Source organism: Enterobacter sp. MGH85 (assembly GCF_001037655.1).
GTDB classification, from domain to species: Bacteria; Pseudomonadota; Gammaproteobacteria; order Enterobacterales; family Enterobacteriaceae; genus Enterobacter; species Enterobacter intestinihominis.
Window position 1 is genome coordinate 1,934,473 of sequence record NZ_KQ089925.1, and the last position, 13,457, is coordinate 1,947,929.

The window sequence follows — 13,457 nt, forward strand, 5'->3', positions numbered from 1 at the left end:
AGATTCGTGCCTTCACGGTTATTTTTAAGTCACTGGTAGTTAACACATTCCTGGGGGATAAATGAGCGCGGGAAGCCCAAAATTCACCATCAGCCGTGTTGCGGCATTATCACTGGTTTCGCTCTGGCTGGCAGGCTGTACAAGTTCAAATAACGCGCCTGCGCCCGTCAGTTCCGTTAATGGAACCAGCGGCTCGGGTAACACGTCCAGCGGAATGTTGATCACCCCTCCGCCTAAAATGGGCACCTCAACGGCGCAGCAAACTCCGCAGATCCAGCCGGTTCAGCGTCCAGTTACGCAGCCTACGCAGATTCAGGCAGTGGAACAGCCTGTTCAGACTGAAAATGGCCGCATAGTGTATAACCGTAAGTATGGGAACATTCCGAAAGGTAGCTATACCGGCGGCAGCACCTATACCGTGAAGCGCGGCGATACGCTGTTCTATATTGCCTGGATCACCGGGAACGATTTCCGCGATCTGGCACAGCGAAACAACGTCCAGGCCCCGTATGCTCTGGAAGTCGGGCAAACGCTTCAGGTTGGCAACGCGACGGGGACACCGCTTACGCCAGGCAACACCGTTTCAGCGGCCGACGTAACTGCGCAAAATAACAGCGTTACTCCTGCACAAAAAACCACCACGGTGGTTGCTTCACAACCTGTAATTACGTATTCTGAGGATTCAGGTGATCAGAGTGCTAACAAAATGTTGCCGAATAATAAAGGTACTGCGACTGTTGTCACAGCACCGACTACGGCACCTGTGGTTAGCTCTACTGTACCGACTGCAAGCAGTCAGAATGCCAGCTCGTCAATCACCACCTGGCGCTGGCCAACTGACGGCAAGATTATCGAGAACTTCGCTACCTCTGAGGGGGGCAACAAAGGGATCGATATCGCAGGCAGTAAAGGACAGGCAATCATCGCGACCGCAGACGGACGCGTTGTCTATGCCGGTAACGCACTGCGCGGTTACGGTAATCTTATTATCATCAAACATAACGATGATTACCTGAGTGCCTACGCCCATAACGACACTATGCTGGTCCGGGAACAACAAGAAGTTAAGGCGGGGCAAAAAATCGCTACCATGGGTAGCACCGGAACCAGTTCTACACGCTTGCATTTTGAAATTCGTTACAAGGGGAAATCCGTAAACCCGCTGCAATATTTACCGCAGCGATAAATTGACGGGGCATGCCAGCCAGGGTGTCTCGTCCAGGGATCACGGGTAGGAGCCACCTTTATGAGTCAGAATACGCTGAAAGTTCATGATTTAAATGAAGACGCGGAATTTGATGAGAACGGATCAGAGGCTTTTGACGAAAAAGCCTTAGTAGAAGAGGAACCCAGTGATAACGATTTGGCTGAAGAAGAGCTGTTATCGCAGGGTGCCACACAGCGTGTGCTGGACGCGACTCAGCTTTACCTTGGGGAGATTGGTTACTCCCCACTGCTAACGGCCGAAGAAGAAGTCTATTTCGCACGTCGTGCTTTGCGTGGTGATGTTGCCTCGCGTCGTCGCATGATCGAAAGTAACCTGCGACTGGTCGTGAAAATTGCCCGCCGTTACGGCAATCGTGGTCTGGCTCTGCTGGATCTGATTGAAGAGGGCAACTTAGGTCTCATCCGCGCAGTTGAGAAGTTTGACCCGGAACGCGGGTTCCGTTTCTCAACCTACGCGACCTGGTGGATTCGTCAGACCATCGAACGGGCTATTATGAACCAGACCCGTACGATTCGACTGCCGATCCACATCGTCAAAGAGTTGAATGTTTATCTGCGTACCGCGCGCGAGTTGTCCCATAAACTGGACCACGAGCCAAGTGCGGAAGAGATCGCAGAGCAACTCGACAAACCGGTTGATGACGTAAGCCGTATGCTGCGTCTCAACGAGCGCATTACCTCGGTTGACACCCCGCTGGGTGGTGACTCCGAAAAAGCGCTGCTGGACATCCTGGCCGATGAAAAAGACAACGGCCCGGAAGACACCACGCAGGACGATGATATGAAACAGAGCATCGTCAAATGGCTGTTCGAACTGAACGCCAAACAGCGTGAAGTGCTGGCACGTCGTTTCGGTTTACTGGGGTATGAAGCTGCGACACTGGAAGATGTCGGCCGTGAGATTGGCCTGACCCGTGAACGTGTTCGTCAGATTCAGGTTGAAGGGCTACGCCGCCTGCGTGAAATCCTGCAAGGGCAAGGTCTGAATATCGAAGCGCTGTTCCGCGAGTAAGCAACCATTCGTCAGAAAAGGCCCGTCGTGAGACGGGCCTTTTTTATGCCTTACGATTGCGCCGTTTCGTGCAGCAAACGCCAGGTGATGTTATCCCCTTCCTGATTAAGCACCGCGGTTGACCAGCGCACGTTGACGGGCTGGCCAGGCCGGGTTTGCGTCTCCCGGTAATGGAGCACCGCGCCGTTGTCCCATGTCTGAAGCGTTGTTAACGCATCAATACCGATCCTGAGCCCGGGTCGGGTTCCCCGCTGCGCATATAAAAATTTGGCCAGAGCGTGATGATCTAAATGGGCGCCACTCGGTGGAACCATCAGAAAATCCGGACGGAAACGGGCGAGCAGGGCGTCCTGTTCGCCTTCGCCTGCACCTAACCAGTTTTCAAGGGCGACGTGGATGTCGAGGATCTCTTGTTCGAAATGGGTCATGGTTGCTCCTGTTGCAGTTGCGCAAGTAACTGCGTGTTATTAAGACGGTAGACGTACAGTACGGGCAGCAGAGTGATAACTGCGGCAAAAATAAACATCCCGTGCCAGGCGGCCAGCGGCGTAAAATAAGCTTGCATGAAGCTCAGCGCCTGCGCCAGCAGCAGGGTACCCGCAAAAAAGCTCAACTGACGATTCAGATTCCATAGCGCACTGGCATCAGGCATATCTTCCCGCCGCGTTGTCAAAAACGCGCTGCTCTGAGCCGTACTGCTGCAAAGGCTTCCCCCCGCACCCATTAACGCAAACGCAACGGCAGGTAACAGCATAGCCGGGCCGACGTTAATTAAAAGCAGAATGCCCACCGCCTGCAAAAGGCAACCGATGACCACCAGCGGCCGCGGGCCGATATGGTTGAAATAGCGTCCTGTCGCGGTGATAGCCAAAAACGATGCCACAGACCACGGCAGCATAAGCATGCCCGTTGCGGTGGGCGTCATATTGGCCTCGCTCTGAAGGTAATACATGCCCGTTACGTTCACGCCAATAAAGATGCCGGGTACGCATACATAGATAAGCATGGATAAGCGCAACAGCGGATCCGTCAGCAAAGACAGGTTTACTATTCTGGTGGTGTTTATCGGTGACGGTTCTGTTTTAAGCCACGCGCAGGCCAAAACAAAGGTGACAATGGCGACGGGCAGGGTGGCATAAAATATCCAGCGCCAGGTGAATGTCTGAACCAGCATGCCGCCCACAGCCGGTGAGCAGGCGGGGGCAAGCAGCGCGACCAGCATCACCGCCGAGGTGAGTCTGGCCCGCTCATGAGGCTTAAACTGTTGCCAGGTCAGCGCCTGACCAACCGGGATCAGTAAACCCCCTCCGGCGCCCTGCACGACGCGCCAGGCAATCAAACGTTCCAGCGAAGATGAGAAACCCGCCGCAACGGAGGCCGCGCTAAAGAGAAGCAGTGAGAGCAGAATAACGCGCTTCGGCCCGACGCGGCGCGTCAGAATACTGCTGAATGGGATGACTAACGTCAGCCCGGCAATGTATCCGTTACTTACCCAGGCAAGCGCGGAAGGTGTGGTATTGAATGCGTGAGCCATCGCCGGAAAGGCGACGCTGGCAATAAACATGTTTATCAAATCAAGGAAAAAGCCGAGCAGAAAGACGACGGCGATTTTGCTGCGATACGTCATGGAAGTTCCTCCGGTGAGGTGGCGTATCGTATCGGCCCACGCGTTAAGGATAAACGCGACAAAGGACGATATACTGTCAACATTATTTTGACAGTTAACCAGGCAAGCGATGCTTAATTTACAGCGTACGGCGATGTTTATCGCCGTAGCGGACATCGGCAGTTTCACCGCCGCGGCGGAGGCGATGGGGCTGACAAAAGCGGTGGTCAGCTTTCATATTCGTCAGCTTGAAGAGGAGCTGGGCGTCACCCTGTTGCTGCGAACCACCCGACGCCTGACGCTGACCGAAGCGGGGAAGCTCTTTCATCAACGAAGCGTGATGCTGTTACGGGATGCAGAGCGATTGCAGGATGATGTTCGCGCCAACCACGCCGGGCTGACGGGAGAACTGCGGATCACCACCACGCCCGAGTATGGCTCGCAGGTGGTGGTGCCTTTGCTGGCTGAGTTTAGCCAGCTGCACCCTGATCTCCGCGTGCGGCATGTCTCGTCCTCTTTGCATGCCGATCTTATCGCCGAGCGCTTCGATGTCGCTATCCGGCTCGGCACGCTTGCAGATTCGCGCTACCACGCCGCGTTGATGACCTCCTTCACCATCCTGCCCGTGGCGACGCCATGCTGGCTGGCAAACCATCCGGTTGACTCGCTGGAGCAGCTGGCGGAAGCGGACTGGATCATTCACGAGCGTTTAACGTCGCCGCTGCGCTGGCAGGTGAGAGGCGTTGATCGGCATCCTGTTTCCTTTGAGATCAGAAAAGCGCCGCGCCTGTATGCAGACAGTGCCCAGGCGTTGATGGCTTTTGCCCTCGCGGGATGTGGCGTGGCGCTGTTGCCGGAGTGGCTGGTGCGTAACGCACTGGATGCAGGGAAGCTGGTCTCGCTGTTACCGGAGTACACGTTTGCTCAGCAGGGCATCTATGCTGTTTATCCCGATGCCCGGCATGTGCCCGCGAAAGTGCGAACATTTATTGATTTTATGCGCGTCAGGGTTACTTAACCCTGCATCATCTTTTTAATGAGCGCTGAAAATTGCTCTCGTTCCGCGCCGTTAAGGCGCCCTAAAAACGCCTCATCCACCTCATTTCCAATCGGTTTACTGCTCTCAAGCAGGGCCTCACCTTCGGCCGTCAGAAAGACAAACCGACGGCGCTTGTCTGCCGGATCGTGCTCGCGCCTGACCAGGCCGCGTGCTTCCATGCGGCTCAGCATTTCTGCCAGCGTCGCTTTGGTGCTCACCGCGACTTCAGTCAGGGCAACCTGCTCAATGCCAGGATTTTCAGCAATTGACCGCATCACCGCATATTGTGGTTTGGTCAGTTCGGGCAATGCGTGTTGCCACTGGGCGGTATGCTGTTGAAAAAGCTGACGTAGCAGGTGAAACGCTTCTTGTCTTAACTCCATGGACACTCCGACGGAAAAATACTCCCTCTATGATAGCCGCTCTCGGGCTGAATTTTAACGCGAGAGTTTTTTTAGCGAATAGTGTGATCGTATGCGAACGATCTTGTCAGCAGCAGGATCGAGGCGTAGTTTAGTTAATATGTTCGTATACGAACAAACTAATTGAGGTGCTGAATGAGATTGATTGTGGGAATGACGGGCGCGACGGGTGCGCCATTAGGCGTGGCGTTGTTGCAGGCGCTGCGGGAAATGCCGGAGGTGGAAACGCATCTGGTGATGTCGAAGTGGGCAAAAACCACGATTGAGCTGGAAACGCCCTTCACTGCGCATGACGTTGCTGCACTGGCGGATGTCGTCCATAGCCCGGCCGATCAGGCTGCCACCATCTCCTCCGGCTCGTTTCGCACCGACGGCATGATCGTCATTCCGTGCAGCATGAAAACGCTGGCGGGTATCCGCGCGGGCTACGCCGAAGGGCTGGTAGGGCGTGCGGCAGACGTGGTGCTGAAAGAGGGACGCAAGCTGGTGCTGGTTCCGCGTGAGACGCCGCTCAGCACCATCTATCTTGAGAACATGCTTGCCCTTTCCCGCATGGGCGTGGCGATGGTGCCACCTATGCCTGCGTACTACAACCACCCGCAAACCGCCGATGACATAACCCAGCATATCGTGACCCGCGTTCTCGACCAGTTTGGTCTGGAGCATAAAAAAGCCCGACGCTGGGAAGGTTTGCAGGCAGCGAAACATTTTTCACAGGAGAATAAAGATGGCATTTGATGATTTGAGAAGCTTCTTGCAGGCGCTCGATGAGCAAGGGCAGCTGCTGAAAATTGAGGAAGAGGTAAACGCTGAGCCGGATTTAGCCGCCGCCGCCAACGCTACCGGACGCATTGGCGATGGTGCGCCTGCGCTGTGGTTCGATAATATTCGCGGCTTCACCGATGCCCGTGTGGTGATGAACACTATCGGCTCGTGGCAAAACCACGCTATTTCGATGGGGCTGCCAGCAAATACCCCGGTGAAAAAACAGATCGACGAGTTTATTCGTCGCTGGGACAAATTCCCCGTCTCGCCAGAGCGTCGTGCAAATCCGGCCTGGGCGCAGAACACGGTGGACGGGGAAGACATCAACCTGTTCGACATTCTGCCGCTGTTCCGCCTGAACGACGGTGACGGAGGCTTTTATCTCGATAAAGCGTGCGTTGTCTCCCGCGATCCGCTCGACCCCGATCACTTCGGCAAACAGAACGTCGGGATCTACCGTATGGAAGTGAAGGGCAAGCGTAAGCTCGGCCTGCAACCGGTGCCGATGCATGATATCGCGCTGCATCTGCATAAGGCAGAAGAGCGCGGCGAAGACCTGCCTATTGCCATTACGCTGGGTAACGATCCGATCATCACCCTGATGGGCGCCACGCCGCTGAAATACGATCAATCCGAGTATGAGATGGCCGGTGCGCTACGCGAAAGCCCGTATCCGATTGCGACGGCTCCACTGACCGGTTTCGATGTGCCGTGGGGGTCGGAAGTGATCCTCGAAGGGGTGATTGAAGGCCGAAAACGTGAGATTGAAGGGCCATTCGGTGAGTTTACCGGACACTACTCCGGCGGGCGCAACATGACGGTCGTGCGCATTGATAAAGTCTCTTACCGAACCAAACCCATTTTCGAATCTCTCTACCTGGGGATGCCTTGGACCGAGATTGATTATCTGATGGGGCCCGCTACCTGCGTGCCGCTCTATCAGCAGCTGAAGGCGGAATTCCCGGAAGTGCAGGCGGTAAACGCCATGTACACCCACGGCCTGCTGGCGATTATCTCCACCAAAAAACGATACGGCGGTTTTGCCCGTGCGGTCGGGCTCCGCGCTATGACCACGCCACACGGTCTGGGTTACGTGAAAATGGTGATTATGGTGGATGAGGACGTCGATCCGTTTAACCTGCCGCAGGTGATGTGGGCGCTGTCATCGAAGGTCAATCCGGCTGGCGATCTGGTGCAGCTACCGAATATGTCTGTGCTGGAGCTTGACCCCGGCTCCAGCCCGGCGGGGATCACTGACAAGCTGATCATTGATGCCACCACCCCAGTCGCTCCGGACAACCGTGGTCACTACAGCCAGCCGGTACAGGATCTCCCTGAAACCAAAGCCTGGGCCGAAAAACTGACCGCGATGCTGGCGGCACGTTAATAAGGAGGAAAAGATGATTTGTCCACGTTGTGCCGATGAACATATTGAGGTGATGGCAACATCACCGGTGAAAGGTGTCTGGACGGTATACCAGTGTCAGCACTGTCTGTATACCTGGCGCGATACCGAACCGCTGCGCCGTACCAGCCGCGAGCATTACCCGGAAGCGTTCCGCATGACGCAGAAGGATATTGATGAGGCACCGCAGGTGCCGACGATCCCGCCGCTGCTGTAATAAAAAGCCCGGAGGCGGCTGTGCTTACCGGGCGTTAATATTGTGCGGTCTTTTGCCCGGTGGCGCTACGCTTACCGGGCCTACGGGTTTTGTAGGCCGGGTAAGGCGAAGCCGCCACCCGGCAAAAAAGACCGCAGAGAACTAAACCAGACTCTTCAACCGATAAATCCACTCCAGCGCCTGACGCGGCGTCAGCGAATCCGGATCGAGATTTTCCAGCGCTTCCACAGCCGGAGAGGTCTCTTCCGGCACCGCCAGCAGTGACATCTGCGTACCATCTATCTGCGTAGCTGCCGCATTCGGTGACAAACTTTCCAGCTCACGCAATTTCTGACGCGCGCGCTTAATCACCTCTTTCGGCACACCCGCCAGCGCGGCGACGGCCAGGCCATAGCTCTTGCTTGCCGCGCCGTCCTGCACCGTGTGCATAAAGGCGATGGTGTCGCCGTGCTCAAGCGCATCAAGGTGGACGTTAGCCACGCCTTCCATTTTCTCTGGCAGCTGTGTCAGTTCGAAATAGTGCGTCGCGAACAGCGTCAGCGCCTTGATTTTATTCGCCAGACTTTCCGCGCACGCCCAGGCCAGGGACAGGCCGTCATAGGTGGAGGTACCGCGTCCTACTTCGTCCATCAACACCAGACTGTTCTCTGTCGCGTTATGCAGAATGTTGGCGGTTTCGGTCATCTCGACCATAAAGGTAGAGCGACCGCTCGCCAGATCGTCAGCCGCACCCACACGGGTGAAGATACGGTCGACAGGGCCAATCTCAACCTTCTGCGCCGGAACGTAGCTGCCAATGTAGGCGAGAAGCGCGATAAGGGCTGTCTGGCGCATATAGGTACTTTTACCGCCCATATTGGGGCCGGTAATGATCAGCATTCTTCGCTGCGGTGACAGATTCAACGGGTTGGCAATAAACGGCTCGTTCAGCACCTGCTCAACCACCGGATGGCGACCTTCGGTAATGCGAATGCCGGGCTTGTCAGTAAAGGTAGGACAGGTGTAGTTCAGCGTTTCGGCGCGCTCGGCCAGGTTTACCAGCACATCCAGCTCGGCCAGCGCAGCGGCGCTCATTTGAAGGTCAGCCAGATGCGGCATCAGGATGTCGAACAGCTCGTCATACAGCTGTTTCTCCAGCGCCAGCGCTTTACCTTTCGACGTGAGCACTTTGTCTTCGTACTCTTTCAGCTCGGGAATAATGTAGCGCTCGGCATTTTTCAGCGTCTGGCGGCGAACGTAGTGAATCGGTGCCAGGTGGCTCTGCCCACGGCTGATCTGGATATAGTAACCGTGTACCGCGTTGTAGCCGACTTTCAGGGTGTCGAGCCCCAGACGTTCACGCTCGCGGATTTCCAGTTTATCCAGATAATCCGTCGCGCCATCGGCCAGCGCACGCCATTCGTCCAGCTCTTCGTTATAACCCGGAGCAATAACCCCGCCATCCCGCACCAGAACAGGCGGCGCATCAATGATGGCGCGTTCCAGCAGTTCGCGAAGCTCGGTAAATTCGCCCATGGTTTCGCGCAGCTTTTGCACTGGCGCGCTGTCGATCTCTCCCAGCTGAGCGCGCAGTTCCGGCAACTGCTGGAAAGCGTGACGCATACGGGCGAGATCGCGTGGACGCGCGGTACGCAATGCCAGGCGCGCCAGGATACGCTCAAGGTCACCCACCTGACGCAGCACCGGCTGCAATTCGGTGTAACGATCCTGCAATGCGGCAATGGTTTGCTGACGGCCAATCAGCGTTTCGGTGTTGCGGATCGGCATATGCAGCCAGCGTTTGAGCATACGGCTGCCCATGGGGGTAACCGTGCTGTCAAGAACCGACGCCAGCGTATTTTCCATGCCGCCAGCGAGGTTCTGCGTGATCTCCAGGTTGCGGCGCGTGGCGGCATCCATGATGATGCTGTCCTGCTGACGCTCCATGGTAATTGAACGGATATGGGGCAGGGCGGTACGCTGCGTATCCTTCACGTACTGCAACAGGCAGCCTGCAGCACATAGCCCGCGCGGGGCATTTTCCACACCAAAGCCAATCAAATCGCGCGTGCCAAATTGCAGGTTCAGCTGCTGGCGCGCGGTATCAATTTCGAACTCCCACAGTGGACGACGACGCAGGCCGCGGCGACCTTCAATCAGCGCCATCTCGGCGAAATCCTCTGCATAAAGCAGTTCTGCCGGATTGGTGCGCTGTAGTTCAGCCGCCATGGTTTCACGGTCAGCCGGTTCACTCAGGCGAAAACGACCGGAGCTGATATCCAGCGTGGCGTAGCCAAACCCTTTACCGTCCTGCCAGATCGCCGCCAGCAGGTTATCCTGGCGCTCCTGAAGCAGGGCTTCATCGCTGATGGTTCCCGGCGTCACGATGCGTACGACCTTGCGCTCAACGGGGCCTTTCGACGTGGCCGGGTCGCCAATTTGTTCGCAGATAGCGACAGATTCGCCCTGGTTCACCAGCTTCGCCAGATAGTTTTCAACCGCGTGATGCGGGATACCCGCCATCGGGATGGGTTCGCCTGCCGACGCGCCACGTTTCGTCAGAGAAATGTCGAGCAGCTGAGACGCACGTTTCGCATCGTCATAAAAAAGCTCGTAAAAATCGCCCATACGGTAAAACAGCAGAATTTCCGGATGCTGTGCCTTCAGCTTCAGGTATTGCTGCATCATCGGCGTATGCGCGTCGAAATTGTCGATTGTGCTCATGGAGTTATGATATCCATTTCTTTGAAAATATTACGCTTTGAGCGGCTCAATGGCCGATTGTTCCTTCTATTGTCGCATGAAAAAAAGGTGCGGCGCAGAAAAAAGTCACGACTTTACGAGGCATCTTCCGCTATTAATTCAATGATGATTTTTCCGTGCTCGACGCCCACCCGAACCTGCGAGTTGGTGGTAAATCCCGCTTGTTCAAGCCAGTCGCCTTTCAGGCTCAGCGCTGCGTGTACGCTGTAGCGTTTTGGAATTTTCGTTTTACGGTCTTCATGACGTTTTCTGAAGTAACCCACTTTTAAGTGCCGATAGGGTTTGGCGATCGCGATCTGTTGCATAAGCTCTCCGGTGAATGCGGTTATTTACACCTGTATAAAATACCAGTAAAACGCAGCGAGGGGAGGGGTAATTCTGGAAGGACGCTTCAGAAAACGGAATGCAATAACTGAAAATGTGCGGATAAAAAGGTATTATAAATACACTTTATTGTTGAGGACGACGTTATGTCCGGTAAACGTATTTCACGAGAAAAAAAGACGATCGCCAGAATGATCGCCCTGTACGAAAACAGGTGTCCGCACGCCATAAAAGAAGAGGGGCACTATTCGGCGCTTAAGGCTTATGCCGATAAGCGGCTGGATAAATGCGTGTTTGGTGAGGAAAAACCTGCCTGCAAACAGTGCCCGGTGCACTGTTATCAGCCCGCCCGACGGGAAGAGATGAAGCAGGTAATGCGCTGGGCAGGGCCACGTATGTTATGGCGTCATCCGATTCTGACCATCCGACATCTGATCGACGATCGTCGTCCGGTTCCGGAATTACCGGAAAAGTATCGGCCTAAAAAATAATCGTCTCAGCGCCGCAGTGGACGACAAATCACGCTCAGGGCTACGGCGCGGCGCAGGCAGACAGAAAAAGAGCACCAAATATCCCTGCGCCAGCGCGGGAGCAATATGTACCCGCTGACGGAATGACGGGTTATTTCAGGCTCTCTTTATCGATTCCCAGACGCTTCATACGCGAGAGCAGGGTAGTACGCTTCAGCCCCAGCCGTTGCGCCGCACCTTTCGGTCCGGCTACCACGCCGTTGGTCTCCTTCAGCACTCGCATAATGAGCTGATATTCATCTTCTCCCTCTTTCGCAAGCTCGCTTGCGGCCACGGTCGTTTCAGAGAGAGTAACCTCTGGCAGGGAGAGCTGGAGCACGTTCCCGCGCGTCAGCAGGACCGCGCGCTCAATGACGTTTTCCAGCTCGCGCACGTTCCCCGGCCACTCCATCGCCGAAAGGGTGCGTAGCGTTTCGGCAGGAATACTGTCGATATTTCGCCCCATCCGGCGGGCAATCTTCGCGGTAAAGGCTTTCACCAGCAGCGGAATATCTTCCGGGCGTTCGCGCAGCGGCGGCAGGCAGATCGGGAAGACGTTCAGACGATAGTAAAGATCGCTGCGAAACTCGCGGTCGGCGACCATTTTTTTCAGATCGCGGTTGGTGGCGGCAATCAGACGCACGTCGGTCTGGATCAGCTTGTTGCTGCCGAGACGCTCGAACTCCTGCTCCTGCAAAACGCGCAGCAGCTTAGGCTGAAGCTCCAGCGGCATATCGCCCACTTCGTCGAGGAACAACGAGCTTTTATCCGCCAGTTCAAAACGGCCCAGCCGCTGGCTGCTGGCGCCGGTAAACGCGCCGCGCTCGTGGCCGAACAGGTCGCTTTCCAGTAAGCCCGCAGGCATCGCCGCGCAGTTCATCTTCACCATCCGGCGGCTGTTGCGGTTGCTCAGGTTGTGGATCGCCCGGGCAATCAGCTCTTTCCCTGTGCCGGTTTCACCGAGGATCAGCACCGTGCTGTCGCTCTGCGCCACCATCTCCACCTGCTTGAGGATGTTGTACATGGCATCGCTGCGTCCGATGATTTCGCCAAACTCGCTGTCCACATTGTTGAGCTGCTCGGTCAGCGCCAGGTTTTCGTCCACCAGCCGTTCTTTCAGACGGTGGATCTCCTGATAGGCGAGGGCGTTATCCAGCGCAATGGAGATACGTTCGGCGATCTGGCGCAGCAGCTTCAGGTTGGCGGTGGTAAATACGGCTTCATCGCACTGCGCCAGTTTAAGCACGCCGAGCATGGTGTTGCCGGACATCAGCGGCAGCAGGCACAGGGTCTGGATCTTGTTGCCCCAGGTGTTAAACAGCATCCGCTCGTAGGGCGCTACCGGATCCTGCTCGCTGAGGTTTAACAGCAGGATCTCTTTGCTTTTAAATACCCGTTCAGACAGGGTTCCCGCTTCGTCCACTTCGCTTTGCTCGTGCGCCGGGTTAGCTTCGTCGAGGTAGTGGGTGGAGTAGATGTTCAGCTTGCCCTTACGGTTGCCGCGCAGCGCAATGCTGATAGCATCGATCCTGAAATAGTGATGGATCTCTTTGGCGACTTCGCTCACCAGTTCGTCCATATCGAGACGCGACAGCACGGCATTGGTGATGGCGACCAGAATGCGGAAATTATCGCGCTCGCGGCTCAACAGGTCGTAATCCACGTTATTGGTGACGCGGCTTTGGATCTGCTCTGCCACGACGGCCACAATCTGCGTGAAGGTATGCAACCGCTCGTACTCCGCCTCGGTCCAGGGCTGGTCGTTATTACGGATAAACTCGCAGCCGCCAAAAATTTGCCCTTCCACCGCCAGCGGCAGCATGCTGTAGTGGCCGAACGGGTGGTAAAGGTTGCTCTCTGCCAGCTTCGGCCAGGCCTGGCGAAACTGGTCAAAATTGCAGTGCAGCGCTTCCGGGCGGGAGAGAATACGTCGCACCGGACCGTGGGCCAGAAACGTTTCATCTTCATATTCGAAGATTTTGCCATTATCACGCGTTGAGAAATAGCTCGCGCGGTGGGTTGCGCTATGCCAGAGCACAATGGCGGCGCTGTCCGCCAGCGCTGATTGCCTGACCAGCCGCGTCAGGGCATCGCTCAGCGCGCCGAGGTCGGGCTGTTGTAAAAGTGTGCGCGTGATGTCAAACAGGCCCTGCTGTCCAAGATCGCTCATCGGTGTATACGGCATTATT

14 protein-coding genes are annotated in these 13,457 nt (G+C 56.0%); 7 read left to right on the forward strand and 7 right to left on the reverse strand.

All coding sequences use genetic code 11. The features are described from left to right. Positions 1 to 39: 39 nt before the first annotated feature. Positions 40 to 171: a peptidase gene (locus SK51_RS25770; protein WP_306173474.1), complete on the reverse strand. Its 132-nt coding sequence runs from the start codon at positions 169 to 171 to the stop codon at positions 40 to 42. Between SK51_RS25770 and nlpD the strand changes: the two genes are divergently transcribed. Both nlpD and rpoS read left to right on the forward strand, forming a co-directional pair. Continuing rightward, entirely contained in the window at positions 113 to 1,186 is a 1,074-nt protein-coding gene (gene nlpD / locus SK51_RS09150) for a murein hydrolase activator NlpD (RefSeq protein ID WP_306307778.1), read from the forward strand. The genes SK51_RS25770 and nlpD overlap by 59 nt on opposite strands. A gap of 60 nt (positions 1,187 to 1,246) precedes the next feature. Beyond that, on the forward strand, positions 1,247 to 2,239 hold the full coding sequence (gene rpoS, locus SK51_RS09155) for an RNA polymerase sigma factor RpoS (protein ID WP_022649182.1): 993 nt from the start codon (positions 1,247 to 1,249) through the stop codon (positions 2,237 to 2,239). A 50-nt stretch (positions 2,240 to 2,289) separates the two neighbouring features. On the opposite strand, the gene SK51_RS09160 is transcribed toward rpoS, so the two are convergent. Together SK51_RS09160 and SK51_RS09165 are read right to left on the reverse strand one after the other, a co-directional pair. Beyond that, positions 2,290 to 2,667, reverse strand: a complete 378-nt coding sequence (locus SK51_RS09160; RefSeq protein ID WP_023306830.1) for a DUF4440 domain-containing protein — start codon at positions 2,665 to 2,667, stop codon at positions 2,290 to 2,292. After that, entirely contained in the window at positions 2,664 to 3,866 is a 1,203-nt protein-coding gene (locus SK51_RS09165) for an MFS transporter (RefSeq protein WP_023306829.1), read from the reverse strand. Before SK51_RS09165 ends, SK51_RS09160 begins: the two co-directional genes overlap by 4 nt. Before the next feature lie 109 nt (positions 3,867 to 3,975). Here SK51_RS09165 and SK51_RS09170 point away from each other — a divergent pair, with 109 nt between their 5' ends. Continuing rightward, positions 3,976 to 4,863: a LysR family transcriptional regulator gene (locus SK51_RS09170; RefSeq protein ID WP_048206655.1), complete on the forward strand. Its 888-nt coding sequence runs from the start codon at positions 3,976 to 3,978 to the stop codon at positions 4,861 to 4,863. On the opposite strand, the gene SK51_RS09175 is transcribed toward SK51_RS09170, so the two are convergent. Continuing rightward, positions 4,860 to 5,267, reverse strand: coding sequence for a MarR family winged helix-turn-helix transcriptional regulator (locus SK51_RS09175; RefSeq protein ID WP_022651767.1), 408 nt, complete (start codon positions 5,265 to 5,267; stop codon positions 4,860 to 4,862). The two genes, SK51_RS09170 and SK51_RS09175, sit on opposite strands and share 4 nt — an antisense overlap. A gap of 174 nt (positions 5,268 to 5,441) precedes the next feature. On the opposite strand from SK51_RS09175, the gene SK51_RS09180 reads away from it, so the two are divergent. From SK51_RS09180 to SK51_RS09190, 3 genes are read left to right on the forward strand one after another with little or no spacing between them, the layout of a single operon-like run. After that, positions 5,442 to 6,044: a non-oxidative hydroxyarylic acid decarboxylases subunit B gene (locus tag SK51_RS09180; RefSeq protein WP_048206656.1), complete on the forward strand. Its 603-nt coding sequence runs from the start codon at positions 5,442 to 5,444 to the stop codon at positions 6,042 to 6,044. After that, positions 6,034 to 7,458 (forward strand): non-oxidative hydroxyarylic acid decarboxylases subunit C, encoded by a 1,425-nt coding sequence (locus SK51_RS09185; RefSeq protein ID WP_032676483.1) that lies wholly within the window; start codon positions 6,034 to 6,036, stop codon positions 7,456 to 7,458. Before SK51_RS09180 ends, SK51_RS09185 begins: the two co-directional genes overlap by 11 nt. Before the next feature lie 13 nt (positions 7,459 to 7,471). Further along, positions 7,472 to 7,693, forward strand: a complete 222-nt coding sequence (locus SK51_RS09190; RefSeq protein WP_003862116.1) for a non-oxidative hydroxyarylic acid decarboxylases subunit D — start codon at positions 7,472 to 7,474, stop codon at positions 7,691 to 7,693. A 141-nt stretch (positions 7,694 to 7,834) separates the two neighbouring features. Here SK51_RS09190 and mutS read toward each other — a convergent pair whose 3' ends face one another. Together mutS and SK51_RS09200 are read right to left on the reverse strand one after the other, a co-directional pair. Then, on the reverse strand, positions 7,835 to 10,396 hold the full coding sequence (gene mutS / locus SK51_RS09195; protein WP_022649176.1) for a DNA mismatch repair protein MutS: 2,562 nt from the start codon (positions 10,394 to 10,396) through the stop codon (positions 7,835 to 7,837). A 113-nt stretch (positions 10,397 to 10,509) separates the two neighbouring features. Continuing rightward, positions 10,510 to 10,740, reverse strand: a complete 231-nt coding sequence (locus tag SK51_RS09200; RefSeq protein ID WP_022649175.1) for a SymE family type I addiction module toxin — start codon at positions 10,738 to 10,740, stop codon at positions 10,510 to 10,512. A gap of 165 nt (positions 10,741 to 10,905) precedes the next feature. Between SK51_RS09200 and SK51_RS09205 the strand changes: the two genes are divergently transcribed. Continuing rightward, positions 10,906 to 11,250, forward strand: coding sequence for a nitrous oxide-stimulated promoter family protein (locus SK51_RS09205; RefSeq protein WP_022649174.1), 345 nt, complete (start codon positions 10,906 to 10,908; stop codon positions 11,248 to 11,250). Positions 11,251 to 11,380: 130 nt separating this feature from the next. On the opposite strand, the gene flhA is transcribed toward SK51_RS09205, so the two are convergent. After that, a complete protein-coding gene (gene flhA / locus SK51_RS09210; protein WP_023330179.1) occupies positions 11,381 to 13,453 on the reverse strand; it encodes a formate hydrogenlyase transcriptional activator FlhA in 2,073 nt (690 codons plus the stop codon). Between the last annotated feature and the right edge of the window lie 4 nt (positions 13,454 to 13,457).

What these genes read in the sequence shown, in the direction of transcription:
- SK51_RS09190 (WP_003862116.1), top strand. Translation starts at nt 7,472, where the DNA reads ATGATTTGTCCACGTTGTGCCGATGAACATATTGAGGTGATGGCAACA.
- rpoS (WP_022649182.1), top strand. Translation starts at nt 1,247, where the DNA reads ATGAGTCAGAATACGCTGAAAGTTCATGATTTAAATGAAGACGCGGAA.
- SK51_RS09200 (WP_022649175.1), bottom strand. Translation starts at nt 10,740, where the DNA reads ATGCAACAGATCGCGATCGCCAAACCCTATCGGCACTTAAAAGTGGGT.
- SK51_RS09205 (WP_022649174.1), top strand. Translation starts at nt 10,906, where the DNA reads ATGTCCGGTAAACGTATTTCACGAGAAAAAAAGACGATCGCCAGAATG.
- mutS (WP_022649176.1), bottom strand. Translation starts at nt 10,396, where the DNA reads ATGAGCACAATCGACAATTTCGACGCGCATACGCCGATGATGCAGCAA.
- SK51_RS09185 (WP_032676483.1), top strand. Translation starts at nt 6,034, where the DNA reads ATGGCATTTGATGATTTGAGAAGCTTCTTGCAGGCGCTCGATGAGCAA.
- SK51_RS09180 (WP_048206656.1), top strand. Translation starts at nt 5,442, where the DNA reads ATGAGATTGATTGTGGGAATGACGGGCGCGACGGGTGCGCCATTAGGC.
- SK51_RS09175 (WP_022651767.1), bottom strand. Translation starts at nt 5,267, where the DNA reads ATGGAGTTAAGACAAGAAGCGTTTCACCTGCTACGTCAGCTTTTTCAA.
- SK51_RS09165 (WP_023306829.1), bottom strand. Translation starts at nt 3,866, where the DNA reads ATGACGTATCGCAGCAAAATCGCCGTCGTCTTTCTGCTCGGCTTTTTC.
- flhA (WP_023330179.1), bottom strand. Translation starts at nt 13,453, where the DNA reads ATGCCGTATACACCGATGAGCGATCTTGGACAGCAGGGCCTGTTTGAC.
- SK51_RS09170 (WP_048206655.1), top strand. Translation starts at nt 3,976, where the DNA reads ATGCTTAATTTACAGCGTACGGCGATGTTTATCGCCGTAGCGGACATC.
- SK51_RS09160 (WP_023306830.1), bottom strand. Translation starts at nt 2,667, where the DNA reads ATGACCCATTTCGAACAAGAGATCCTCGACATCCACGTCGCCCTTGAA.